Raw genomic sequence first — 23,981 nt, 5'->3', positions numbered from 1 at the left:
CATCAGCAACATCTTAACGTGTCTGTCATAAAACGGTCAGCAGATCTCTCGAGCCGGGCGGCCATGGAAGACAAGGAACTCATCAAACCTGAAGTACTGGCATCCATGCTGATGCGCCTCTTCGAGTTTGCGCCGGTGGCCATGGCCGTCAGCACGAGCGACACGAAGACATCGAGTTATGCCAAGGTCAACGATGCCTATCTGAAACTGACCGGGCTGCGCTGGGACGATATTTCCGGCCGCAAGCTGACCTCGAAAGGGGCGGCGATCGACAATCCCGCCCGCGACCGCCGCCACCGGATGCTGGCCGAACAGGGCTCCTACGTGTTGGAAGAGGTGGATATCCGCCATGTCGACGGCACGATCATCCCGACCCTGATTTCCGCCCAGCGCACCGTGGTGGACGGCGTGTCCTTCGATGTCGAAATCATCCTCGACGTCTCGTCGCGCGTGCGCCACCAGCAGGAAATCGACCGCGCCCTGATGGCCTCTGCCCGTACCGATTTCCTGACCGGCCTTGCCAATCGCGCCGGGCTGGAAGCCGAACTTGCCGAAAGGCTGCTCGCGCCGCATCTCTCCGGCGATCTGCTTCTTGCCTATATGGACCTGAACGGCTTCAAGCCCGTCAATGACCGCATGGGCCACCATGCCGGCGACGAGGTTTTGAAGACGATCGCCAGCCGGTTGCGCGACAATTTTTCCAACACCCATTTCATCGCCCGCGTCGGCGGCGACGAATTCGTCATCCTCCTGCCGGTCTCAAGGCATGACGGCATGGCAGCGGTGGATAATCTGAAAGACGCCGTGGCGCGCGTCTTCAAGCCGGTGCCGATCGAAGGCGAGCTTGCCGATGTCGGGGCCGCCGTCGGCGTCGCGTTTCTGGAAAAGGGCGATGATGTCGCAAGCCTGATGAAGCGGGCGGACGGCTATATGTATATCGCCAAGGCGACCCGCGAGCGGATCGCGGTCGTCTGTCTCGGGGTGCCGCAGGAGGCGGAGGAAGAGGCGGAACGGGGATTTGGGACGTGAGGATGAGGGCTTAGGCTCTGCCGCTCGCCTTCTTCAATGCCGACGCCGTTCCCTGCGGATCGACAGCAATCACCTTGAGATAGGCTTTTGTGGCCTGGTCGGGTTCGGAACGGCCCTGTTCCCAATCGCTTAAAGTGCCGAGTGGAATATGGTAGAGGGTCGAAAACTCTTCCTGCGTCAGGCGAAGTGCTCGACGGATCACCTTGACCTGCGGCATGCGTGGAGCCGCGCGCAGCTCTTCGGAGGTCCTTGGCGGATTGTCGGGATCGGCAAGCGCGTTTGCTTCCACTTCCGCGTCGGTCATGGCGTCGAGATAGGCCCAGTCGGTCTGATCCTTCTTACCATCCGACATTGTTTTCATACTCCCGCATTTCCGGTTTCGTGGACTTTCGGGCGGAAATGAGCCGGACCGTATCGTCCCGTTCCGTATAGATGACCGTCAGAAATCGCCCCTGGCCAAGGCCGATGATCCGCCGTCTGATCTCGCCGTATTCCATGGATAGATCCTCGATATCCAAGGCAAATGGATCATCGAATACGGAACATGCATCGGCAAAGCTGACGCGATGCTTGGCGAGATTGGCCGCTGCCTTGTCTTCATTCCACGCGAAATATAGCATGGCGGACTACGGGTTTCCAGTAGTGGAGGGGGTGCTTAAATCTCTAATTTGTAGAAAGAAACTGTATGAGAAAGTTCTTTATATAGTCGCCTTGGAGGTAGGCATACACAACAGGCACAAAGCCAATGATAGCTGTGCCGACAAGAGTGGTTACTAGTCCTGGCAGATCTATCATCGAAGGTTTCGTTCGATCTTTGTTGAGATATACTGCCGTCTCTATGATTTTACTATGTATAAATTTAAATGTAACGGCGAAAACGAATGCGAATGTGAATAGTATAATTCGCTTTGTAAATGTTAGATCCGGTGAAAGTGCTACGGCAAGAACAGCTATGACGCCATTTATGGTGAGTGCGTTGTTCTCAAAAATACGTTTCATCGTGCGGTTACGCAACAATGGTAAAGACTTAAGCTCTTCGAAGGTTCCTGCGACCCAAACTTCATCAACTCCTGTTGCCGAGTAATAGCAGCCAGAAGTTGTTATGTTGACGTTTATGGAGCGGGCTATTGGATTTGCTGGCTCGGTTAAACTAAGATATATCTCAGGAGTTTTATTGTTTAGTCCTGGTATCTTCCAAAAATCAGAGGCGTATGCGTTGATGTCTTTGCCATCGACCTTCGCTCTTATAACCACGTCAAATGGAGATTGAAGCATAGACTTCATTTTGGCCGTTATAAGCTGAATTTCGTTCCTGTAGATCTTTAGGCGCGGCAATGAAGCCGCTTTATTGATGACGCGCATCGGCGTTTGAGATTCATTTGAAGAAATCTCGGCCGATGGTGAGGCGACGGGGGATAATTGAAAAATTCCGGCTTGATCGCCGCTGCCTTCCCAACGACCTGCGATTATGCTCTGATCGGCACGTTCCAGAAATAAACTAATATTCTCAGGATTTTGAGATTCTGCAGTGCTTTTTAAGGACTGAGATCTCTGAAGGACAGGCAGTAGCTTTCCTTCGAATTTTAAGGCGTCGTTGCTATTCCCAAGTCTTAGAATGATAAATGGATCGCCGTCTACTTGGGTAAATTCGGCAAAAAGATTGGCAACATGAGTTCCTCTGAGGTCTCCAATCCACCTGCCGGAGAACATAAATGTCCATCTCCAAAGTTGCGGGACATATTACTGCTGGAGCGCTGCACCGTTCAGTGCAGCGCTCCATAACTAATCAGCTGCAACCGCTCGTCGCGCCGCACGTGTCGCACTTCTCGCAGGTGCCGTTACGAACCATCGTAAAATTCTGGCACTCGGAGCACATGTTGCCCGTATAGCCCTGCATGATCGATTTCATGCGGCGGTCGGCTTCGAGCTTCTTGGCTTCCGATTTGGCGGCAGCGGCGTCTGCTTCGGCCTTGTCGGAGAAGAGCGCGGTTGCAACCTGCTTGTCCTCGGTTGCCACGTCCTCGAGCACTTCCTCGGCAATCTCTTCGGCCAGTTCCTTGGCGCGCTCTTCATAATCGCGCTTGAAGGAGACGACTTCCGAGGTCGAGATCGACACGGTCGGTTCCAGCTTGCGGGCCGCGGAGCCGGCAAACGAGGTCACCGTTGCCGAAGCGCGGGCAGGGGCGGCGGTGGCCGAACCCTTGGCTTCGGAACCGGCGCGGTCACCCGACTGGCCGCCCTGGATCAGGGTCGGCTTGTAGCCGCGGGTCCAGCCGGTCGAGACGAGCTGCGTCTTGCCTTCCTGGATGCCCTTGCCGAGTGCCGTATTGCCGAAGTCCGACGTATCGACATGCGCAAGGTCATGACGACCGAGATAGGAGACGGCGAGTTCGCGGAACACGTAGTCGAGGATCGACGTGGCGTTCTTGATCGCGTCGTTGCCGGTGACGATGCCGGCTGGCTCGAACTTCGTGAAGGTGAAGGCTTCGACATATTCTTCGAGCGGCACGCCATACTGGAGGCCGAGCGAGATGGCGATGGCAAAGTTGTTCATCATCGCGCGGAAGGCAGCGCCTTCCTTGTGCATGTCGATGAAGATCTCGCCGATGCGGCCATCACCGAATTCGCCGGTGCGCAGATACACCTTGTGTCCGCCGACATTGGCCTTCTGGGTGTAACCCTGACGACGGTTCGGCAGCTTTTCGCGCTCGCGGGTGACGCGCTCGATGACGCGTTCCACGATCTTTTCGGTGATCTGCACGGCCTGGGCTGCGGTCGGCGCTGCGACCAGTTCCTCGATCGCATCGTCTGCATCGTCTTCGTCGATCAGCGAGGCGTTGAGCGGCTGGGAGAGCTTCGAGCCGTCGCGGTAAAGGGCGTTGGCCTTGAGGGCCAGCTTCCAGGACAGCATGTAGGCGGCGCCGCAATCCTCGACGGTGGCGTCGTTCGGCATGTTGATCGTCTTCGAGATCGCACCGGAGATGAACGGCTGGGCAGCCGCCATCATGCGGATATGGCTTTCGACCGAGAGATAACGCTTGCCGATCTTGCCGCAGGGGTTGGCGCAATCGAAGACGGGCAGATGCTCGTCCTTCAGGAAAGGCGCGCCTTCGAGCGTCATCGCACCGCAAACGTGGATGTTGGCGGCTTCGATGTCCTTCTTCGAGAAACCGATATGCTCGAGCAGGTTGAAGCTCATGTCGGCGAGCTGCTCGTCGGTGACCTTGAGCGTGCCCTTGAGGAAGTCGGCGCCGAGCGTCCACTGGTTGAAGACGAACTTGATGTCGAAGGCGGCCTTCAGCGCGCCGTTGACGGCTTCGATCTTCTCATCCGAAAAACCCTTGGCCTTCAGCGTGCCGGGGTTGATGCCCGGAGCCTGGTTCAGGTTGCCGTGGCCGACAGCATAGGCTTCGATTTCGGCAATCTGGCTTTCCGTGTAGCCGAGCGAACGCAGCGCGTCCGGAACGGCGCGGTTGATGATCTTGAAGTAACCGCCGCCGGCGAGCTTCTTGAACTTCACCAGTGCGAAGTCGGGCTCGATGCCGGTCGTGTCGCAGTCCATGACAAGGCCGATCGTGCCGGTCGGGGCGATGACCGAGACCTGTGCATTGCGGTAACCGTGCTTTTCGCCGAGTTCCAGTGCCTTGTCCCAGGCCGACTTGGCATGGGCTGCCAGATCCTGATCCGGGTTTTCAGCATGGATGAGCGCAACCGGATCGACCGACAGGCCTTCGTAACCGGAGGTCTCGCCATGGGCGGCGCGGCGATGGTTGCGGATGACCCGCAGCATGTTGTCGCGGTTGGCCGGGAAGTTCTGGAACGGGCCGAGCTCGGACGCGATTTCAGCCGAGGTTGCGTAGCAGATACCGGTCATGATCGCGGTCAGCGAACCGGCAATGGCGCGGCCTTCAGCAGAATCGTAGGCAATACCGGAGGACATCAGCAGGCCGCCGATATTGGCGTAGCCGAGGCCGAGCGTGCGGTATTCGTAGGAAAGTTCGGCAATCCGCTTGGACGGGAACTGCGCCATCATGACCGAGATTTCGAGCACGACGGTCCACAGGCGCGTCGCATGTTCGTAGTCTGCGATGTTGATGTTCTTCGTTGCCTTGTCCTTGAACTGGAGAAGGTTGAGCGAAGCAAGGTTGCAGGCCGTGTCGTCGAGGAACATGTATTCCGAGCACGGGTTCGAGCCGCGGATCTGGCCGCCGGCCGGCGAGGTGTGCCAGTCGTTCATCGTCGTGTTGAAATGCAGGCCCGGATCGGCCGATGCCCAGGCGGCGTAGGAGATCGATTCCCACAGGTCGCGCGCCTTCAGCGTCTTCATGACGCGGCCGTCCTTGCGGGCGGTCAGGTTCCAGTCGCCGTCGTTTTCGACTGCGCGCAGGAAATCGTCCTTGATCGAGACGGAGTTGTTGGAGTTCTGGCCGGAGACGGTCAGGTAGGCTTCCGAATCCCAGTCCGTGTCATAGGTCTTGAATTCCATGTCCTTGTAGCCCTGGCGGGCGAACTGGATGACACGGCCGACATAGTTTTCCGGAACCTGGTCCTTCTTGGCAGCGCGGATTTCGCGCTTGAGGGCCGGGTTCTTGGCCGGGTCGAAGCAGTCTTCGCCGTCAGCCTCGCAATTGACGCAGGCCTTCATGATCGCCTTCAGATGGCGATTGACGATCTTGGAACCGGTAACGAGGGCAGCAACCTTCTGCTCTTCCTTGACCTTCCAGTTGATGTATTCCTCGATATCCGGATGGTCGATATCGACCACGACCATCTTGGCCGCACGACGGGTCGTGCCGCCGGACTTGATGGCGCCCGCTGCACGGTCGCCGATCTTGAGGAAGCTCATGAGGCCGGAAGAACGGCCGCCGCCCGAAAGCTTTTCGCCTTCGCCGCGCAGATGGGAGAAGTTGGAGCCGGTGCCGGAGCCGTACTTGAAGAGACGGGCTTCGCGAACCCACAGGTCCATGATGCCGCCTTCGTTGACGAGGTCGTCTTCGACGGACTGGATGAAGCAGGCATGCGGCTGCGGATGTTCGTAGGACGACTTGGACTTGGTCAGCTTGCCGGTGAAGGGATCGACATAGAAATGGCCCTGGCCGGGGCCGTCAATGCCATAGGCCCAGTGCAGGCCGGTATTGAACCACTGCGGCGAGTTCGGAGCGACGCGCTGGGTGGCGAGCATATAGGCAAGCTCGTCCATGAAGGCGGCCGCGTCTTCTTCGGAGGTGAAGTAGCCACCCTTCCAGCCCCAGTAGGTCCAGGTGCCGGCAAGACGCGAAAATACCTGGCGCGCATCGGTTTCCGAGCCGTACTGCTCTTCCTTCGGCAGGGCCTTCATCGCTTCCGTGTCAGCTACAGAGCGCCACAGGAAGGAGGGAACGTCGTTTTCTTCGACCTTCTTCAGAAACTTGGGAACGCCGGCCTTGCGGAAATATTTTTGGGCCAGAACGTCGGTCGCGACCTGGGAGAACTGGGTCGGGACGTCGATATCGGCAAGCCGGAAGACGATGGACCCGTCCGGATTGCGGATCTCGCTGACCGCCTTGCGGAATTCGATTTCCCCGTAAGCGCCTGTCGCAGGCTTGGTGAAACGACGTTCGATGCGCATTGCCTTAGGTCCCTCATCAATTTGGCGCCACTCTTGGGGCGCACGTGTCCGCGCCGGCTGCTCGCCATCATGGGCAGCCGGTTGAAATTCCATCATCCAGGTGAATCATCTTGGATGTCATCTCTGTATCTTGTGATGGATGGTGGCTGCAAACACTAAATATAGTATTAACAGGTTCTTTCCGCCAGTGCCATCACGTGTTTCGGCAGAGCATCCGAAAGGCCGCGAAAACCCGTTGCCCGGCGGTCTTTCAGAACACGCCAAGCCCACAATTGTTTCCGCAGAACTCGAAAGAGAACCGGCCTCGTTACCTCCGGTTCAGTCGCCGCCGCAACATGGGTTCATTCATGCGAGCGTGCGGCGATTCGGTCAAGCCGTAGTTTGCAGCACATTTTTAACCACAAGATATTGTGGTTCTTACCTGTGGATAACGGGGATGAAAAAAGCTCTTGGATTCTCAGGGACTTGGACGAAAAGTTTGAAGCTTGCGCGAGGCTTGCCATTTGAGATCGTGGCATTTCAGGGGCAAAGCGGGCAGCGCTGAAGCCCCGTTTCAAGGGGCTCCGCTACCATATTGATACAAATTGGTGACAGGTGCCCACAAGATGTAGAAAGGCCCGCCGAAGATTTTTCGGACGGGCCGGTCATTGACAGCGTCATTTCGGGACAGGGGGAGCTTTGGATGAGGCAGGGGGCATCCCGCCAGCCGATCTCCCCCTTGTGGGGGAGATGCCCGGCAGGGCAGAGGGGGTATCCCTGCGCACCGTTTCAGCTTGAACTTGCAGAACTGTTGCTCACCCCCCTCTGTCACTTCGTGACATCTCCCCCACAAGGGGGGAGATCATTGGGAGCGTGCTGCACCGCCTTAAATCCCGATGCCGATACCCTTTCCTTTAAGAAAGGGAGCCGGCCAATCAGCCCTTGGACCCCTTGGCGATCGGCTCCTGGTAGGTAAAGCCCATGTCCCAGGGGAAATAGATCCACGTGTCCTGGGACACTTCGGTGACAAAGGTGTCGATCGTCGGCACGCCGGAGGGTTTTGCGTAGACGCAGGCGAAATGCGCCTTGGGCAGCATTTCGCGCACTTCGAGCGCGGTCTTGCCGGTATCGGTCAGATCGTCGACGACCAGAATGCCTTCGCCGCCATTTTCCATCAGCTCGGGCGAAATACCCTTCAGGAGAACCGTGTCGCCCTGATTGACATAGTCATGGCGCGTGGCGATGCAGACCGTATCGATCAGACGAATATTGAGTTCGCGCGAAATGATCGCCGCCGGCACCAGACCGCCGCGGGTGATGCAGACGATGGCCTTGAATTCCTGGTTCAGGCCGGAAAGCCGCCAGGAGAGGGCGCGGGTATCGCGATGGAACTGGTCCCAGGAGACCGGAAATGCTTTTTCGGGAAGAGACATGGTGTTTTGCCGTTAGCGAGAGCTGCGTTGGCTCTCGCTAATACCGGTAATGCCGGGCTTCTGGCAAGGAATGGCTGTGGACGGAATGCGGCTTTGTCGCGGTGTCGGCAGCGGAGGGCGAATCACGGCCGGTCGGCGAAGATATCCAATGGCTGGATTGCCGCCCGGTCCATCCGGCGCTGCAGGATAAAAAGCCAGAAAAGCGTCGAGAAGGCGAAGATCGAGATGACCAGCGCCAGCCACAGCGCCGCATGCGGCCCGGCCGAGGTGACGATCGCGGTAAAGACCGGCGGTGCCGTGGCAAAGGAGAGATTGAGCGGCACGGCAAGTCGCGCCGAAGCCCGCGCATAGGCGCCGGGGGCGAAGATCTGCAGCGGCAGCGTCGCGCGGGTGACGGCGGTGATGCCGCTCGCAATTCCGTAAAGCACGGCAAATGTCACGGCACCGGCAAAATTGCTGGTCATCAGCAGAACGACAAAGCTCAGCGGAAACAGTGCCGTGGCGGCAAGGCCTGCGACTAAACCCTAAACCCGCCGGCCACCGAGAAAATCGACCATGCGCCCGCCCCATTGGGCAATGCCGATGAAGGCGGCTGCTGTGAGCGCGCTCGCATGATCAAGCCCGGCCGCTTCGAACAGGATGATGATGGTGAGTGCAAAACCCCATGTGAAAAAGCCATTGGCGGCAAAGGTGATCGCCAGAAGCGCAAAACGAGGCCGATCGATAACGACAGGTTCGGCGGTCGTCTTGGCTGCGGATTTTTCCCGCGGTTTGCGGGCAAGCACGGCCCAGTGCAGCGGCAGGCAGAGGAACAGGATCAGTGCGGCATACAGCAAGGTCGGCGCGCGCCAGCCCCATTCGGCCTGCAGAACTCCGGTCAGCGGCCAGACGATGGTCGAGGTCAGCCCGCCGGCGAGGATAAGAACGCTCAGCGCCTGCCGCGCCTTGTCGCCGGCGATTTCCGTCACCGCGATCTGCGCCGGCGTCGTCAGCATCGTCGCACCCGCAAGGCCGAGAATGAGCCAGGCGAGGAAATAGAGGTCCGGTCCCGCGGAAACGCCCATGACGAAAAGTCCGGCCGCGCCGAACAGGGAGCCGATGACCATGACCGGCCTTGCGCCAAACCGCTCGAAAACCCCGCCGAGCGGCCAGGAGGCGATGGCCATGACGACCAGCATCACGGTCGGCCCCGCCATTACCATCGGCAGCGTCATGCCAAGGTCGCGCGCCATGGCCGGACCCGTGACGGCGGGCAGCCAGAAGCTGGCGCCCCAGCCGATCAGCTGGGTCAGCGAAAGTGCTGCGACGGCACGGACGGTCGGCGAGGGGATGGGCATGAGGAATGGCAATGGGGTCAGGTTGAAAGTGGTAACGTTAGCCGGCTTTTGTGACAGCTGGTTGAATGGGGGCATGTGGGGCAGAGCCTGCGACATGCCGATCTCCCCCTTGAGGCAAGGCAGTCGCATGTGGCCAAGACCCTCTCTGGCCTGCCGGCCATCTCCCCCACAAGGGGGAGAAGACTCGCGGCACTCGCTCGCCTCAATGCAGGCCTCGGGGGATCGGCTGGGTTAAGCCCTCCCCCTTGTGGGGAGGGTGGGGAGGGGACTTTGGCCATATGCCGTTCCCCTGCCCACAAGGGGTGAGATTGGTGGGTGCAAGCCGTCTCCCCAAAAATCCATGCAACCATGTCGGTTCTCGCCAAGTTGCTTCGTCTTCCATCAGAGAGGCCAAAAGGCCGGCTGGAGCGAGGAGAGACGCAATGCGTGTGATGGTGTTCATGAAGTCATCGGTTGGTGATGCGGAGCGGGAAGAACCGGCGACCGAGGCGTTTGCGGCGATGGACCGGTTTACCGAGGAACTGGTCGAGGCCGGCATTTTTGTTGCCGCTGCCGGGTTGAAGAACAGCGGTGACGCCAAACGGATCGTTTTCGAGGGCGCGGAGCGCACGGTGATCGACGGGCCGTTTGCCGAAAACGGCGATCTCGTCCTCGGTTTTGCGATCTGGGAGGTCAAGGATATCGACGAGGCGGTGGCCTGGGCGAGACGCGCGCCGAACACGATGCCGGGCCGGAGCGAGATGGAGATCCGGCCTTTTTACGAGGTGGAGGATCTCGCCGAATTTTTGACGCCGGAAGAACTCGCCAATCCCCGCACGGGCGAGCGCGGCAGGCTCGGCGTGGCCTGACCGCCGGATCTTGACGCCTCGGCAGTCAAACCACTGCCGGGGCGCGGCCCGTCATGACTGCGGCAGATCGAGATGCAGAAAATGGTTGAACTCGGTCTGCGTGTGGGTCGAATAGGCTTCGCCTTTTTCAAAACCGTATTTCTGGTAAAGCGCCACGGCGGCGGCAAAGGCGCTGCCGCTGCCGGTTTCGAGGCTGAGGCGTCGAAGGCCACGCGCCTTGCCGGCGGCGATGATCGTTTTCAGGATGGCAGCGCCTGCGCCGCGTCCGGCAAAATTCGGATGGGTGCGCATCGACTTGATCTCGCCGGTTCCATCCGGCAGCATTTTCAGGGCGCCGATACTGGCGATCCTCGAATTTTCCCAGGCGCTCCACACCGTCACCTCCGGGCGCTCAAGATCCGACAGGCCGAGAAAGGTGGCGTCGTCAGGCACGTTTTCACTCATTCCGGCCAGATGCAGCGCAATCAGCGCCCGTGATTGCGGGTTCTTGAGATCGTCCTCGATGATATCGAACATGAGCGCTCCATAAGGGCAGGCCGTAAGGCTGAGGTATTTGCCACTCTGTAGCCGCTTCGGCAGCCTTCTGTCAGCTGCAGGCGCGCCGATGCCTGTCGTCTTCAGCGAGCGGTACATCCTGCCTTCAGGTTGCCTCCGGGGCCGAGGCCCCTAGATCACTCCTTTATAGAATGTCTTCCGCGCGTTGATCTCCACAATTCTGAAGGAAAAAATCTTGTCAGAGCAATCCGGTACTGGCACGGCGCCGCATTATACTGCTGAGGAAACCCGCCATCGCGTCCTTGCCATCATGGCGGCATCGTCGGGCAATCTTGTCGAGTGGTTCGATTTCTACGTCTACGCTTTCACGGCGCTGTATTTCAGCAGTGCCTTTTTTCCGAATTCAGATCCGACGGTGCAATTGCTGCAGACGGCGGGCGTGTTTGCCGCCGGCTTCCTGATGCGCCCGATCGGCGGCTGGATCTTTGGCACGATTGCCGACCGTCTCGGCCGCAAGACCTCGATGCTGATCTCGGTGGCGATGATGTGCGCCGGCTCGCTGCTGATCGCGGTTCTGCCGACCTATGCGCAGATCGGCGTGGCAGCACCGATCCTGCTTCTGGTCGCCCGTCTCATCCAGGGCCTGTCGGTTGGTGGCGAATACGGCACGACCGCCACCTATATGTCCGAGGTCGCCCTGCGTGGCCGCCGCGGGTTCTTCTCGTCCTTCCAGTATGTGACGCTGATCGGCGGCCAGCTTCTCGCTGTGCTGGTGATCGTCATCATCGAGGCGCTGATGACCAAGGAAGAGATCACCGCCTGGGGCTGGCGCATTCCCTTCGTGATCGGCGCCATCGCCGCCGTCGTTTCCGTTCTGCTTCGCCGCGGCCTGACCGAGACGCAGAAGACGGAAACCGCCAAGAGCAAGGAGGCGGGGACCATGTCGGAACTGTTCCGCCACCACACCCCGGCCTTCCTGACGGTTCTCGGCTACACGGCCGGCGGTTCGCTGATCTTCTACACCTTCACCACCTATATGCAGAAATATCTGGTCAACACGGTGCATATGCCGGTGAAGACGGCGAGCTACATCATGACCGTGGCGCTGTTCCTCTACATGTGCATGCAGCCGCTCTTCGGCGCACTGTCGGACAAGATCGGCCGTCGCAACAACATGCTGCTCTTCGGCGTGCTTGGCACGATCTGTACCGTTCCGATCCTGAGCACGCTGCAATATGTGCAAAGCCCGGTCGTGGCCGGCGTACTGATCGTTGTCGCGCTGGCGATCGTCAGCTTCTACACCTCGATCAGCGGCATCGTGAAAGCGGAAATGTTCCCGCCGGAAGTGCGCGCCCTTGGCGTCGGCCTCGCTTATGCGGTCGGCAACGCGATCTTCGGCGGCTCGGCGGAATTCGTCGCGCTGTCGATGAAGACGGCCGGCAGCGAGCAGATGTTCTACTGGTATGTCACGGTCATGATGGCGATCGCGCTTCTGGTATCGCTCAGGCTGCCGCGCCAGGCGCGTTACCTGCACCACGATCACTGAGACCGTTCGACCAAAACTGTGTTCGCCGCGGAAGTGGCGAACATGCTTAGGGCGTCGCCGCATAGCTGCGTGGTGCGCAGCCGATCACGCGCCGGAATGCCGTGCTGAAGGCCGCTTCCGATTCATACCCCAATGACAGGGCGATCACCGAAATCGGCTCATGACCCTTGGTCAGGCGGTCGCAGGCGAGCAGCATGCGCCATCGGGTCAGATACTGGATCGGCGCATAACCGGACAGGTCCCTGAACCGCAGCGCGAATTTGGATCGCGACATTCCCGCCTTTTCGGCAAGTACAGGCAAGGTCCAGCGATGGCCGGGGCTTTTATGGATGGCCCCGATCGCCGCTGCAATGCGCGGATCTCCCAGCGCAAACAGCCATCCCGTTCCGCGGCCTATGCCGTGCGAGAGATAAAGCCGCAGCGCCTGCACCAGCAGCAGATGGGCGAGATGCTGGATCACCAGTTTCGCGCCCGGCTGTCTAGAAAACAGTTCCTGCCGCATGCGCTCCAGAGCCCAGCGCAGGCCGACCTTGTCCTCCTCGTCCCGCAGCCGGATGATCGCCGGCATCGAGCCGAGCAAGATGTCGATATGCGCACCGGAAAAGCCGAAATGGCCGCCGAGGATCGTCGTGTCGCCGCCGTCATTCAGGGTCGCGATACCGCCATTCCAGTCGGATTCCGGCAGGGCCGCGATGCCGATGGACGGAAAGGCAAGGTCCTTTGCCATCACGAACCGCCGCCCGTTCGGCAGAAGCACGCAATCTCCCGCCTCCAGCCGGATCGGCTCCGGCTCGCCCTCGACGCTCACCCAGGCGGCACCGGAAACGAGCGCGAAATATTTGACGCCATTGTGCTGCTCGAACTGGACCGACCATTCGCCGCCAAGATCGAAACCACCGGCAATGCAGGTCTCGGGTTTCAGGATGGAAAGGACTTCGGACAGCGGATCGGCAGACATCGGGGACAATCGCGAAAGTAATAGGGTTATTCAAGCATAGTTCGTCCCCTGCGCGATTGCTATCTCCCGGCCGTCAATCATCCTCGATAAGGAAATCTCATGATCAAGGTCATCATCGGCTTCAACCGAAAGCCGGGAATGGGCATCCAGGAATTCCGCGACTATCGCCGGAATATCCACGCACCCATGCTGTTTGCCATCCCGGAAGCAAAGAAAATCCGCCGCTTCGTCGTCTCCTATCCGATCGAAACGCAAGGATCCGAAAAGCCCGGCTTCGATGCCGTGGTGGAAGCATGGTTCGATACAGTCGAAGACATGGACGGCCTTTTCCTCTCGGAAAATTTCGTCACCAAGGTCGATCCGGACCACGACAATTTCATCGACATGTCGTCGATCGTCCGGCTTGTCTGTGAGGAGATTGTCGTTGTCGAATAACGGCGGGTAAGGATTGCTCCGCCGCGGTCATGGGCGGCGGAGCGCTTTTCAATCCGCTCGCGTTACCGCGACAGCAGCGTCAGCGCAGTCATGCTGTCCAGAATGCTGCGGGTGACGCCGCCGAACAGCATTTCCCACCAGCGCGAATGGCCGTAACCGCCCATCACGAGCAGATCGATACTGTTGTCGGAAAGCCGGTTTTCGATCGCGGCGCTCGCCTTGCCGCCAGCGGTCTGGTGGGTGGTGAGCGTCACCTTTACGCCATGGCGGGCAAGCGTTTCGGCAATCTCGTTGCCAGCCGTCTCGCCATCCTGGCCGGGGCGTTCCGGCGGGTCGACGACAAGGATCTCGACGCTGTCTGCCGATTTGAGGAGGGGCAGGGCGTCAAACGTGGCGCGGGCCGCCTCGCGCGAGCCGTTCCAGGCGATCAGCACGCGGCGGATCGGCTGCGGTGCCTTCAGCGTGGTGGGGATGAGAAGAAGCGGTCGGCCGCTTTCGAACAGAAAGGTTTCGAGATCGGCGCGGTGGTCCGCATGCGCCGGGTCGCTCTGGCCGGCAATGATCAGGTCGGCGGTGCGGGCGGTTTCCATCACCGTATTGGCCGAATAACCGGCAGAGGACATGAAGCTGCGCCACTCGGCGGAAATACCGTCGCGGCTCGTCTGCTGGCGAAAGATCTGCTCGACCTGGGACGTTTCCTTCTGCGCCACTTCCTGCAGAACCTGCATGGCGGCGGGGTCGGGAATTTCCATCGGTGCGATCAGCGGAACTGCGGCAAGTGTCTCGGCATGTACGCCAAGAAGATGGGCGGAAAACTGGTCGGCCAGCGCGGTGCCGAAATCGGTGATCTGTCTGGCGCTGTGCGAAGCATCCAGAACGGCGAGAATGGTCTTGTAGCCCATAACCTTACCTCCTTGAGCGGCCGGTTCATGGAACCAGTCCTAAAGGATAAGGTGGGGCTGTCATTGAGGTCGGTCAAGCATTTGGGGGAGCAGGGCGGTGCCGCATATTGCAGAAAGTGCCGAATGGCGATTTGCTCTCGAAAGGTAGCCGTCGATATGTGGCAAAGACCCTCTCTGGCCTGCCGGCCATCTCCCCCACAAGGGGGGAGAAGACCCGCGGCACTCGCCTGCCTGAATTGGACCTCGGCGGAGTGGCTGGGTTAAGCCCTCCCCCTTGTGGGGAGGGTGGGGAGGGGTTTTCGTTTATGCGGTAGCTTTTGCCTGAATTGGCATTGCTTTGAGCCAAAAGGCATCACGCTTCCGCAGTCGGATTGGGTTTCGCCTTGGCGCGGTCGAGATCCGCGATCATCGCGACCACGGCCTGTGCCGCGGCCTCCAGCACGTCCGCATCGCGGGCGCGGACCACCAGTTCGGTGGAAAAACGCTGCCCGTCATATTTCGGATAGGAACCGATGCTGGTCTCCGGATGTGCCTTCTGGATTGCACCGAGCAGCGTGCCGATATCGCCTTCGCCATAGGGGCAGGCGATCGCCCGCGACAGGATCTTTGCACCCGTCTTCAGGGTCGGCAAAACATTGTCGATCATCGCCTGAAACACCTGCGGCACGCCGGCCATGACATAGACATTTTCGATCACGAAACCCGGTGCCGTCGAAACCGGATTGGGAATATGGCGGGCGCCTTCCGGCATGCGCGCCATGCGCTGGCGGGTCTCGGTGAATTCCATCTCGCGGCGCTTGTACATGGCGGCGAGCAGTTCCATCGCCTTTGGATCGTGGATGCACGGTACGCCAAAAGCCTTGGAGACGGCATCCGCCGTGATGTCGTCATGGGTCGGGCCAATGCCGCCCGAGGTGAAGACGTAAGTGTAGCGGGCACGCAGCGCGTTCAGCGCCTCGACGATCGCATCCTCCTCGTCCGCGACGATCCGCACTTCCTTGAGGTCGATGCCGGACAGCGTCAGGAGATCGGCGAGATGGCCGATATTCTTGTCCTTGGTGCGGCCGGAGAGAAGCTCGTCGCCGATCGCCAGCATGGCGGCGGTCACGACGGAGGAGGCGGAAGAGGGGCTGGTCATGAAAGGCTCACTTGTCTGTTGTGACCTCGACGTTATCGCGGATGGTTGCGAATGCAAGCGCAAGCCGCTTTGATCCCCGTTGATCGCACTCGATCGCGCATTGTTGCAGAATTGGACGAGACTTTGGCCGAGCGTTCATAAAAGATGGACAGTGCGTCGTGAAAGGGTGGGCTGTGCCGCGGCCGCCGGCTTGGCTAGTTTGCAGTCGACATCTGAAACCAACCGGCTGTTGCAATTCATACGGCTGTAATCGAACCGCCTTTAATCGACAGCTTGCAAGGGCAGACATGATCATCGAGTTTCTGAAGCGGCTGATCGCCGGTTCGCCCGTAACCACATCCACACCAAGTCAGGCTCCACTCAAGGAAACGAAGACAATGACGAAAGTTCTGGTTCTCTATTATTCTTCCTACGGCCATATCGAAACGATGGCGAATGCCGTTGCCGAAGGCGCAAAGTCGGCCGGTGCCGAAGTCGTCGTGAAGCGCGTTCCGGAACTGGTTCCGGAAGAAGTCGCAAAGTCCTCCTATTTCAAGATGGACCAGGCCGCTCCGATCGCCACCGTCGACGAACTGGCTGACTACGATGCAATCATCGTCGGCGCCGGCACCCGTTTCGGCACGGTCGCCTCGCAGATGCGCAATTTCTGGGATCAGACCGGTGGCCTGTGGTTCAACGGCAAGCTGGTCGGCAAGGTCGGCTCGGCTTTCACCTCCTCCGCCACCCAGCACGGCGGCCAGGAATCGACCCTGCTCGGTTTCCTCCCGACCTTCCTGCACCACGGCATGGTCGTCGCCGGCCTGCCTTACGCCTTCCAGGGCCAGATGGGCACGGAAGAAGTCAAGGGCGGCTCGCCTTACGGCGCAACCACGATCACCAATGGCGACGGTTCGCGTCAGCCGTCGGAAATCGAACTGGAAGGTGCAAAGTTCCAGGGCGCCCACGTCGCCAAGCTGGCTGCCAAGCTCAAGGCCTGATTTTATCTGAGTGACGAGAAAGGCGCGGTAGCGAGGCTACCGCGCCTTTTTTGTTTCGGATTTCGATAAAGCCTCCGGCCGGTTCTTCAGCCGTCGTCTTCCATCCAGCGACGATGACCGCCGCGCGGTGCACTGGCGGGACCCGGATCGTCCCGGTCGCGCCAGTTCGGCCGCGAGGGCCGGCCGTCGCGGTCGCCCCTGTCGCCACGGTTGTCACCGCGATCCCAGTGGCGGGGCCGATCGCGGTCCCGGTCGCGATCATTGCCGCGCCATTCGGGCCGCGGGCGCGAATAATAACGGCCGCTATCATAGAATCGGTAATAGCCGCCATAATAGGGGCGCGAATAACGCGGCCCGTCGTCATAGCCGTAGCCTTCACTGACACAGCCGGCCAGCGTCGTGCCCGACAGGATCATGACCGAGATCGTCGCCATGGCGCGCAGATTGATTTTCATCTCTTGGTTTCCTCCCAAAGCTCCGCCATCCGAATGACAGGCTTTTTCCTGTCTCGTCATCGCGCCTGCTTTTTGACCTAACGGCTTAGACTGTAAGGATTTTTTCTGAACCCGCCGTGAATGGACAGTTCGCCGCCGTGACCTATATCACGATTGCCCGGTGTTGCCGGGCATATCGCCTGCAACCTATGGATTATGTTCATTCTTTCAATTTCTTTTTCGTTTCCGGGCATTCGGATTAGCCCGATCCGCGCCTGTCCTCCTTTCACCTTGCAACTCCCGGATCCGGGTCAAATCAATCGGCGGTGCCGACAATTTCGCATGCGGAAAATTCTCCTCCGCCTTTCAACTGGGAAAATTTGATGACGATGAAGACTGCAATCAGGTCGCTGGGTATTGCCGCTTGCCTGCTCACGCTCTCGGCTTGCGACGACAGCAAATCCGAGGCGAATCGGCAGCCACAGGTGTCGGCCGAACAGGCCGAGGTGCTGAAATATAACGAATATGTCGGCACCGCGAACATGACGCAGGCCTCGTTCGGCGACGATCTGGAAAAATACCGGCAATATGTTCAGCCCGTCTTCGACGGAAAGAAGAAGAGCGACAGCCTGTTCTTCTCCTCGACCTCATCCATGGGCCGGATCAAGGAGAAGCTGGACAAGGCGCGGGCGATGAAGCCCGACATGGCAGATCTCGACGCTCCGGCACAGACCTATAGCGAGGCCCTCGGCAAGGCCGATCCGCTCTATAGCGACATGGCCAACTATATCGGGGCCAAGACTTATCTGAGCGACAAGGGAGCCCATGGCCGCGAGATCCAGTCGGCCTTCATCGCCAGCATGGAGGCGGTCACGGCGGCGCAGGCCGGCTTTGCCAATGCGATCGACGCGAAGGACCGTGCCCGTATCAAGGCCGAATTCGAGAAGGCCGAAAAGGATACGATCGCCTATTACCAGCTGGGCATGAGTTATCACATCAAGGAAAGCATGGATCTGGCCAGCGGTTTTCTGGCCGGCAATGGTCTCGGCGACAAGAAGGAGGCTTTCAAAACCTCACTCGACCAGTTTAACGGCATGGCGACGAATTACGAGAACAAGGTCCGGGAAAAGACGAAGAACGGTTGCTCTTCGCTGATGCTGCACGTCAACGCCTATCTCGCCAAGGGGCGCGAGATCATCCAGGACACCGAAAGCGGCAAATATGAAAAGGACAAGAAGCGCCCGGCACAGTTCCAGCTCATGCAGTCGGACGAGCAGCGGGACGCTTCGACGCTGCTGCAGAACTTCAACAACGTCATCAACGCGCTGAACTTCAACCGTTGCTGAGGATCTGGTGTGCCCATTCGGGCACGCCGCCCTTTTTGCCAGAGACAAGGTGCCCCGGCGTCGAATGCCGGGGCGAGGGCATTCCCGGGGCGGAACGGTCCGCTCCGCTCCGCGTAAACACGTCGCTTGGGTTTGAAAGCTCGGTTGCGGAACAGGTCTGCCGAAACTGGTGCGGACGACGGGACTCGAACCCGTAAGCCAGTGGCGACAGATTTTAAGTCTGTTGTGTATACCAATTCCACCACGTCCGCTCTGTAAAACCCTTTGCCAGAACCCCCGACCATGGTCAACGAAAGTTCTGACGTACCGCATGCCGGCCGGCTGGACTTGCGCGGCCTTCGGAATGGCGATAGGGCACCCGAAACCCAAGAGATGCGGGCTTTGACGGCCGGATCAAAAAAGATCCTCGTCGCCCGCACCAGATATCGCGGCAGGATTTGCCGCCCAGTTTCGAATGAGGAGGAGCCGCACGTGGATAAGGCGGGCGTGGATGAAGCCAGACTGGCAATGCGGGAAATCTTTCCGGAGACGCCGCTGCAGCTCAATGATCACCTGAGCGCGAAATTCGGTGCCCAGATCTGGCTGAAGCGTGAGGATCTCTCGCCGGTCCGTTCCTACAAGATTCGCGGCGCCTTCAATTTCCTGCGCAAGGCGATTGCGGCGGGTGAGAAGGACAAGACCTTCGTCTGCGCCTCTGCCGGCAATCATGCCCAGGGTTTTGCCTTTGTCTGCCGCCATTTCCAGGTGCCGGGCGTCGTTTTCATGCCGGTCACCACGCCGCAGCAGAAGATCGACAAGACCCGCATGTTCGGCGGCCCCTTCATCACCATCAAGCTGATCGGCGACATCTTTGACCAGTGCTATGCCGCAGCCCGCGCCTATGTGGCCGAAACTGGCGGCGCCATGGTGCCGCCTTTCGATGCCGACGACATTATTGAAGGCCAGGGAACGGTCGCGGCCGAAATCCTCGACCAGCTGCCGGAAGGTGTGACGCCCGATCTCGTCATCATGCCGGTCGGCGGTGGTGGTCTCGCCTCGGGCCTGACCGGTTATTTCAAGGACGTCGTGGCCAAGGACGGTTTTCTCTTCACTGAGCCGGAAGGGGCGCCAAGCCTGAAGACCAGCCTTACCAGGGGCGAGCCGGTGACGCTGCCGAAGGTCGATAATTTCGTCGATGGCGCTGCCGTCGCCCGCATCGGTGATCTGAATTTCCAGGCGCTGAAGAATTTCTCCGCCGATCAGGTCCAGCTCGTGCCGGAAAATGCCATCTGCGTGACGATGACCGACATGCTGAATGTCGAAGGCCTCGTTCTGGAGCCGGCCGGCGCGCTGTCGATCACCGCGCTCGATCTGGTCGATCGTGAAAAGCTTGCCGGCAAGACCGTGGTCTGCATCGTCTCAGGCGGCAATTTCGATTTCGAGCGTCTGCCGGACGTCAAGGAACGGGCGATGCGGTATGCCGGCCTGAAGAAATACTTCATCCTGCGACTTGCCCAGCGCCCCGGCGCCCTGCGCGACTTCCTCAACCTGCTCGGCCCGGACGATGATATCGCCCGTTTCGAATACCTGAAGAAATCGGCCCGCAATTTCGGCTCGATCCTGATCGGCATCGAGGCGAAAACGCCGGAAAGCTTTACCGATCTTCTGGCTCGTTTCGACGATGCCGGCCTCGGTTATCAGGACATTACCGAAAACGAAATCCTCGCCAACCTGATCATCTGATCGGGGAGGGGCGAAAGGACGAAGCCGCAGCCGTCGGATTTTGGCGGCGCGGCTCTTTTCGTCCGTTGCCCGAATGTGCTAGCAAGCGGACATGGCTTCTTTTCTCAACAATCTCTTCTCGATGTTTTCCGGCGGCGCCAAGCCGTCCTCCGCGCCGGCTGCCGAGGCCGAGCCGCAGCTTTATGGCGAATGCCGGATCTATGCGGCCCCGATGCGCGAGGGCCAGCAGTTCCGTCTTGCCGGCCGCATCGAAAAGGATGTCAACGGCCAGACCCTGACGCGGACCTTCGTGCGCGCCGACATGTTCACCTCAATGGACGATGCGGTCGAATACACGGTGCGCAAGGCACAGCAGATCATCGACCAGAACGGTCCGTCGCTGTTTGCCGATGGTGAGGTTTCCCGCTCAGCCTGAACCTGACGTTCAGGCCGGTGCCGCTTTCATCAAGCGAAAACCGATAAACACTCAAAATTAAATCCTTGCCCGTAAGCTGAACTTGATTTTCATCAGGTTTTCAGCGGTCGATTTCATGCGTTCTTGCCGGGGGGCGTTTCGGGTAACAAGGGTAGGGGTGGCGTCTGTCGCCGGCCTCAGCCCGGATATGCTCTTTGCCGGTGACGGACATTTTGCCGCCTCCAATCTCGATCTGATCTGGGTTCTCGTCGCCGCCGTCATGGTCATGGCCATGCAGGTCGGTTTTCTTTTGCTCGAAGCGGGCATGGTCCGCTCCAAAAATTCGATCAATGTCGCGCAGAAGAACCTGCTCGATTTCGTCTTCGGCGCGGTCGCCTTTGCCGCCGTCGGCTTCATGATGGCCTTCGGCAAATCGGACGGGCTGCTGCCGATCGGCAGCGATGACACATTCTACTTCCTCAACCAGGTAAGCCCCTGGCAATCCGCCTTTTTCGTCTTCCAGGTCATGTTCTGCGGCATGGCCTCGACCATCGTCTCGGGTGCCGTCGCTGAGCGGATGAAGCTTGCAGCCTATGTCTTCGCCTCGCTTTTCATGTCGGTGCTGATCTATCCGGCCTTCGTCCACTGGGCCTGGGGCAATGCACTGTTTGCCAATAGCACCGCTTTCCTCGCCAATATGGGTTTCGTCGATTTTGCCGGCTCGACCGTGGTGCATTCGACGGGCGGATGGATGGCGCTTGCCGCCTGTCTGGTCATCGGTCCGAGACTTGGCAAATACGGGATAGACGGAAGCCCGGTCCGCATTGCCGGCCACAATCCGGTTCTGGCGACGACCGGCGCGATGATGCTGTTTACCGGCTGGATCGGCCTCACCAGCGGCGCGACGCTCGGTCTGTCGCATTCGCCGGCGCCGATCATCGTCAACACGGTTCTGGCCGGCGGCATGGGCGCCTGCATCGGTTATGTCCTCGGCTTTTTCCAGGATGGCGTCATCCTGCCGGAAAAATCGAGCGCCGGCCTGCTCGGCGGTCTGGTGGCCGTCACGGCCGGCTGCGATATGTTCAATCCGGCCGCCTCGCTGATGGTCGGCGCGATCGGTGGTGCCGTCGCCATTTTTGGCAATGCCTTTGTCGAACGGGTGCTCAAGGTCGATGACGCCGTCGGCGCGATTGGCGTGCATGCCTTTGCCGGTGTCGCCGGCACGCTTCTCGTCGCGCTGTTTGCTCCGCTTGAGCTTCTGCCGGCCGGCAGCCGGCTTGGCCAGCTGCAGATCCAGATGGTCGGTGCCGGCGTCAATTTCTACTGGTCCTTCGGCCTCGGTTATATCTTCTTCCGCATCCTCGGCCGGATCATGCCGATCCGCGTTTCGCTGGAGGACGAGGATGACGGGCTCAACATGGCCGAGCACGGCACGCGGCTCGGTGTCGGCCATGTCGAAAATGCGCTGGGCGATCTGCTTGATGCCAATCCCAACCTGCAGAAGCGCCTGCCGATCGTGCGTGGCGATGAATCGGAACGGCTGACGGGCCTTTTCAACCGGCTGATGAACAGGCTAGAAGATCAGGAGCGCAGCCGCGGCGAGTTGCTGCAGCTCCGCCACGACCGGGAAGAGGCCGAACGCGTCGCGACCCTTGCCAATGCGACCTTCGAAGCGATCATGATCCACCGCAATGGCCTTGTCGTCGACGGCAACGAACAGCTGAGCGCCTTGGTCGGCCTGCCGCTGAGCGAGCTGGTCGGCACGTCGATCTATGATTTCCTGATGGACGGCGAGACGATGAGCATTGCCGAGATCGTCCAGCTCAATGACGATACCAGCTACGAAATCTCGATCAGCCGGCCGAATGGCGAATGCATTCCGGTGCAGGCGCGCGGCCGCGACATCGTGTTTCGTGGCGAAACGGCGCGTGTCGGCTGTTTTTTCGATCTGCGTGAGAGAAAACAGGCGGAGCAGCGCATCCGCCATCTGGCCCAGCACGATGCCCTGACCGGCCTGCCCAACCGTGTTCTCTTTTCCGAACGCCTGAAATCGCTCGTCAACACCGCCGGCCCCGGGCGCAGCTGCGGCGTCGTCATGGTCGATCTCGACCGCTTCAAGGATATCAACGACATTCACGGCCACCAGGCCGGTGATGCGGTGATCCGCGCCACGGCCAACCGGCTCGCTGCGGTGGCCGGCGAGCATGCCAGCGCCGCCCGCCTAGGCGGCGACGAATTCGCGGTCCTGCTCTGCCATGTCGAGAACGAGGCGCAGTTGGAGGATTTTGGTGCGCGTATCCTGCAGGCCATGGCTGAACCGATCGATATCGGTTTCGGCGAGCAGGTGAATGTCTCGGTCAGCATTGGCGGCGCGCTTTGCCCCGACCATGCGCAGGACAGCGACCCGCTTGTCGGCTGCGCCGATATCGCCCTCTATCACGCAAAAAATGCCGGCCGGAACGCTTTTCGCCTGTTCCGAAAGGGCATGAACGAGCTGATCGAAAAGCGCCGTGCGCTTGAGGCGGATCTCGAGATCGGCCTGAAACGTGGCGAGTTCGAACTTTATCTGCAGCCGCGTGTCGAGGTGGAGACGGCCGATGTCATCGGTTACGAGGCGCTGCTGCGCTGGAGCCATCCGAAGCGCGGCATGATCAGCCCCGGTGACTTCATTCCGGTGGCCGAAGCCTCGGGCAAGATCATCCAGCTCGGCGAATGGGTTCTGGCCGAGGCCTGCCGGCTCTTGGAGACGATCGAGGGCCGGATCAGCGTCAATGTCAGCCCGCTGCAGTTCCGCCATTCGGAATTCGTCTCCAACCTGACCGAACTCCTGCGCCGCACGGGTGCCGATCCGAACCGCATCGAGCTCGAGATCACCGAAAACGTGCTGATCGACGACGACAAACGCGCATTGCAGATTTTGAACGACCTGAAAAAGATCGGCTTCGATATCGCTCTCGACGATTTTGGCACCGGTTATTCGTCGCTCAGCTATCTCAGCCGTTATCCCTTCGATACGATCAAGATCGACCGCAGCTTCGTTTCCAATATCGGCAAAGTCGAGAATGCGCAGGTCATCGTCCGCACGATCATCGATCTCGGTGCCGGGCTTGGCATGAATACGGTTGCCGAAGGTGTCGAGCGCATTGAAGAGGCGCTTTTCCTCGCCCAGGCCGGTTGCGACGAATTGCAGGGCTACCTTCTCGGCCGTCCCGCCAGGGCGTCCGAACTTGCAAGGGATATCGATCCGGCCATTGCGACGCGGCTGCGCAACATGCCGCGCAGACTGCCGGAAATCCAGGACGACAGTTTTGAAAGCATAACGCCGCAGAGGATGTTGCACCGCAAGGTATAATCGCCATAATCGAGCCGAGCGTCCCGATGGATCGCCTTAAGTAGCTGA

Annotated in this window: 21 protein-coding genes and 1 tRNA gene; 9 read left to right on the top strand and 13 right to left on the bottom strand. The window is 59.8% G+C overall.

From position 1 onward, the window contains the following. Positions 1-63 precede the first annotated feature (63 nt). Positions 64-1,029: a GGDEF domain-containing protein gene (locus FHW37_RS06305; protein WP_246690693.1), complete on the top strand. Its 966-nt coding sequence runs from the start codon at positions 64-66 to the stop codon at positions 1,027-1,029. Between the two features lie 10 nt (positions 1,030-1,039). Here FHW37_RS06305 and FHW37_RS06300 read toward each other — a convergent pair whose 3' ends face one another. The 7 genes from FHW37_RS06300 to FHW37_RS34015 all read right to left on the bottom strand — a co-directional run bounded on the left by FHW37_RS06300 (position 1,040) and on the right by FHW37_RS34015 (position 9,482). Next, positions 1,040-1,381, bottom strand: coding sequence for a helix-turn-helix domain-containing protein (locus FHW37_RS06300; RefSeq protein ID WP_432442830.1), 342 nt, complete (start codon positions 1,379-1,381; stop codon positions 1,040-1,042). Next, positions 1,368-1,649, bottom strand: a complete 282-nt coding sequence (locus FHW37_RS06295; protein WP_145634097.1) for a BrnT family toxin — start codon at positions 1,647-1,649, stop codon at positions 1,368-1,370. The genes FHW37_RS06300 and FHW37_RS06295 overlap by 14 nt, the downstream gene beginning before the upstream one ends. 43 nt (positions 1,650-1,692) lie before the next feature. Further along, on the bottom strand, positions 1,693-2,739 hold the full coding sequence (locus FHW37_RS06290; protein WP_145634095.1) for a hypothetical protein: 1,047 nt from the start codon (positions 2,737-2,739) through the stop codon (positions 1,693-1,695). Between the two features lie 76 nt (positions 2,740-2,815). Continuing rightward, positions 2,816-6,637, bottom strand: coding sequence for a vitamin B12-dependent ribonucleotide reductase (locus FHW37_RS06285; RefSeq protein WP_145634093.1), 3,822 nt, complete (start codon positions 6,635-6,637; stop codon positions 2,816-2,818). A gap of 914 nt (positions 6,638-7,551) precedes the next feature. Continuing rightward, the gene (gpt, locus tag FHW37_RS06280) at positions 7,552-8,049 is read right to left on the bottom strand and encodes a xanthine phosphoribosyltransferase (RefSeq protein WP_145634090.1); all 498 of its coding nucleotides are present in this window, start codon (positions 8,047-8,049) and stop codon (positions 7,552-7,554) included. Positions 8,050-8,171: 122 nt separating this feature from the next. After that, the gene (locus FHW37_RS34020; protein ID WP_246690691.1) at positions 8,172-8,513 is read right to left on the bottom strand and encodes a hypothetical protein; all 342 of its coding nucleotides are present in this window, start codon (positions 8,511-8,513) and stop codon (positions 8,172-8,174) included. A 60-nt stretch (positions 8,514-8,573) separates the two neighbouring features. Beyond that, entirely contained in the window at positions 8,574-9,482 is a 909-nt protein-coding gene (locus tag FHW37_RS34015) for an MFS transporter (protein WP_246690690.1), read from the bottom strand. Between the two features lie 326 nt (positions 9,483-9,808). On the opposite strand from FHW37_RS34015, the gene FHW37_RS06270 reads away from it, so the two are divergent. Beyond that, positions 9,809-10,234, top strand: a complete 426-nt coding sequence (locus FHW37_RS06270; protein ID WP_145634088.1) for a YciI family protein — start codon at positions 9,809-9,811, stop codon at positions 10,232-10,234. Between the two features lie 51 nt (positions 10,235-10,285). Here the strand turns inward: FHW37_RS06270 and FHW37_RS06265 are convergent, their stop codons facing one another. Continuing rightward, entirely contained in the window at positions 10,286-10,750 is a 465-nt protein-coding gene (locus tag FHW37_RS06265; RefSeq protein WP_145634086.1) for a GNAT family N-acetyltransferase, read from the bottom strand. A gap of 211 nt (positions 10,751-10,961) precedes the next feature. On the opposite strand from FHW37_RS06265, the gene FHW37_RS06260 reads away from it, so the two are divergent. Continuing rightward, positions 10,962-12,275 carry an MFS family transporter gene (locus FHW37_RS06260; RefSeq protein ID WP_432442841.1) on the top strand — a complete coding sequence of 438 codons (1,314 nt, stop codon included), beginning with the start codon at positions 10,962-10,964 and terminating at the stop codon, positions 12,273-12,275. A gap of 46 nt (positions 12,276-12,321) precedes the next feature. Here FHW37_RS06260 and FHW37_RS06255 read toward each other — a convergent pair whose 3' ends face one another. Further along, positions 12,322-13,233 (bottom strand): AraC family transcriptional regulator, encoded by a 912-nt coding sequence (locus FHW37_RS06255; RefSeq protein ID WP_145634084.1) that lies wholly within the window; start codon positions 13,231-13,233, stop codon positions 12,322-12,324. Positions 13,234-13,332: 99 nt separating this feature from the next. On the opposite strand from FHW37_RS06255, the gene FHW37_RS06250 reads away from it, so the two are divergent. Continuing rightward, positions 13,333-13,668, top strand: coding sequence for an EthD domain-containing protein (locus FHW37_RS06250; RefSeq protein WP_145634082.1), 336 nt, complete (start codon positions 13,333-13,335; stop codon positions 13,666-13,668). Positions 13,669-13,730: 62 nt separating this feature from the next. Here FHW37_RS06250 and FHW37_RS06245 read toward each other — a convergent pair whose 3' ends face one another. Both FHW37_RS06245 and FHW37_RS06240 read right to left on the bottom strand, forming a co-directional pair. Further along, positions 13,731-14,570 carry a universal stress protein gene (locus FHW37_RS06245; RefSeq protein WP_145634080.1) on the bottom strand — a complete coding sequence of 280 codons (840 nt, stop codon included), beginning with the start codon at positions 14,568-14,570 and terminating at the stop codon, positions 13,731-13,733. 352 nt (positions 14,571-14,922) lie between these two features. Then, entirely contained in the window at positions 14,923-15,708 is a 786-nt protein-coding gene (locus FHW37_RS06240) for a competence/damage-inducible protein A (RefSeq protein ID WP_145634078.1), read from the bottom strand. A gap of 377 nt (positions 15,709-16,085) precedes the next feature. On the opposite strand from FHW37_RS06240, the gene wrbA reads away from it, so the two are divergent. Continuing rightward, complete coding sequence (gene wrbA, locus FHW37_RS06235) at positions 16,086-16,685, top strand: NAD(P)H:quinone oxidoreductase type IV (protein ID WP_145634075.1); 600 nt, start codon at positions 16,086-16,088, stop codon at positions 16,683-16,685. Positions 16,686-16,771: 86 nt separating this feature from the next. Here wrbA and FHW37_RS06230 read toward each other — a convergent pair whose 3' ends face one another. After that, a complete protein-coding gene (locus FHW37_RS06230) occupies positions 16,772-17,140 on the bottom strand; it encodes a hypothetical protein (RefSeq protein WP_186458172.1) in 369 nt (122 codons plus the stop codon). A gap of 362 nt (positions 17,141-17,502) precedes the next feature. On the opposite strand from FHW37_RS06230, the gene FHW37_RS06225 reads away from it, so the two are divergent. Further along, on the top strand, positions 17,503-18,465 hold the full coding sequence (locus FHW37_RS06225) for a YiiG family protein (RefSeq protein WP_145634072.1): 963 nt from the start codon (positions 17,503-17,505) through the stop codon (positions 18,463-18,465). Between the two features lie 167 nt (positions 18,466-18,632). On the opposite strand, the gene FHW37_RS06220 is transcribed toward FHW37_RS06225, so the two are convergent. Beyond that, positions 18,633-18,716: transfer RNA gene (locus tag FHW37_RS06220), tRNA-Leu, on the bottom strand. Between the two features lie 220 nt (positions 18,717-18,936). On the opposite strand from FHW37_RS06220, the gene ilvA reads away from it, so the two are divergent. From ilvA to FHW37_RS06205, 3 genes are all read left to right on the top strand, one after another. Beyond that, positions 18,937-20,187: a threonine ammonia-lyase gene (gene ilvA, locus FHW37_RS06215; RefSeq protein ID WP_281407236.1), complete on the top strand. Its 1,251-nt coding sequence runs from the start codon at positions 18,937-18,939 to the stop codon at positions 20,185-20,187. Positions 20,188-20,278: 91 nt separating this feature from the next. Further along, entirely contained in the window at positions 20,279-20,602 is a 324-nt protein-coding gene (locus FHW37_RS06210) for an HlyU family transcriptional regulator (RefSeq protein WP_145634070.1), read from the top strand. Between the two features lie 157 nt (positions 20,603-20,759). Further along, on the top strand, positions 20,760-23,933 hold the full coding sequence (locus tag FHW37_RS06205) for an EAL domain-containing protein (protein ID WP_246690689.1): 3,174 nt from the start codon (positions 20,760-20,762) through the stop codon (positions 23,931-23,933). The last annotated feature ends 48 nt before the right edge of the window (positions 23,934-23,981 follow it).

This window comes from Neorhizobium alkalisoli, from assembly GCF_007829835.1.
Lineage (GTDB): Bacteria > Pseudomonadota > Alphaproteobacteria > Rhizobiales > Rhizobiaceae > Neorhizobium.
The sequence above is the reverse complement of the archived record's forward strand: the minus strand, read 5'-3'. Positions and strand labels throughout refer to the sequence as shown.

Coding starts and splice junctions, on each gene's coding strand:
- FHW37_RS06305 (WP_246690693.1), top strand. CDS start 64: ATGGAAGACAAGGAACTCATCAAACCTGAAGTACTGGCATCCATGCTG.
- FHW37_RS06300 (WP_432442830.1), bottom strand. CDS start 1,381: ATGTCGGATGGTAAGAAGGATCAGACCGACTGGGCCTATCTCGACGCC.
- FHW37_RS06295 (WP_145634097.1), bottom strand. CDS start 1,649: ATGCTATATTTCGCGTGGAATGAAGACAAGGCAGCGGCCAATCTCGCC.
- FHW37_RS06290 (WP_145634095.1), bottom strand. CDS start 2,739: ATGTTCTCCGGCAGGTGGATTGGAGACCTCAGAGGAACTCATGTTGCC.
- FHW37_RS06285 (WP_145634093.1), bottom strand. CDS start 6,637: ATGCGCATCGAACGTCGTTTCACCAAGCCTGCGACAGGCGCTTACGGG.
- gpt (WP_145634090.1), bottom strand. CDS start 8,049: ATGTCTCTTCCCGAAAAAGCATTTCCGGTCTCCTGGGACCAGTTCCAT.
- FHW37_RS34020 (WP_246690691.1), bottom strand. CDS start 8,513: ATGACCAGCAATTTTGCCGGTGCCGTGACATTTGCCGTGCTTTACGGA.
- FHW37_RS34015 (WP_246690690.1), bottom strand. CDS start 9,482: ATGTCGCAGGCTCTGCCCCACATGCCCCCATTCAACCAGCTGTCACAA.
- FHW37_RS06270 (WP_145634088.1), top strand. CDS start 9,809: ATGCGTGTGATGGTGTTCATGAAGTCATCGGTTGGTGATGCGGAGCGG.
- FHW37_RS06265 (WP_145634086.1), bottom strand. CDS start 10,750: ATGTTCGATATCATCGAGGACGATCTCAAGAACCCGCAATCACGGGCG.
- FHW37_RS06255 (WP_145634084.1), bottom strand. CDS start 13,233: ATGTCTGCCGATCCGCTGTCCGAAGTCCTTTCCATCCTGAAACCCGAG.
- FHW37_RS06250 (WP_145634082.1), top strand. CDS start 13,333: ATGATCAAGGTCATCATCGGCTTCAACCGAAAGCCGGGAATGGGCATC.
- FHW37_RS06245 (WP_145634080.1), bottom strand. CDS start 14,570: ATGGGCTACAAGACCATTCTCGCCGTTCTGGATGCTTCGCACAGCGCC.
- FHW37_RS06240 (WP_145634078.1), bottom strand. CDS start 15,708: ATGACCAGCCCCTCTTCCGCCTCCTCCGTCGTGACCGCCGCCATGCTG.
- wrbA (WP_145634075.1), top strand. CDS start 16,086: ATGACGAAAGTTCTGGTTCTCTATTATTCTTCCTACGGCCATATCGAA.
- FHW37_RS06230 (WP_186458172.1), bottom strand. CDS start 17,140: ATGAAAATCAATCTGCGCGCCATGGCGACGATCTCGGTCATGATCCTG.
- FHW37_RS06225 (WP_145634072.1), top strand. CDS start 17,503: ATGACGATGAAGACTGCAATCAGGTCGCTGGGTATTGCCGCTTGCCTG.
- FHW37_RS06210 (WP_145634070.1), top strand. CDS start 20,279: ATGGCTTCTTTTCTCAACAATCTCTTCTCGATGTTTTCCGGCGGCGCC.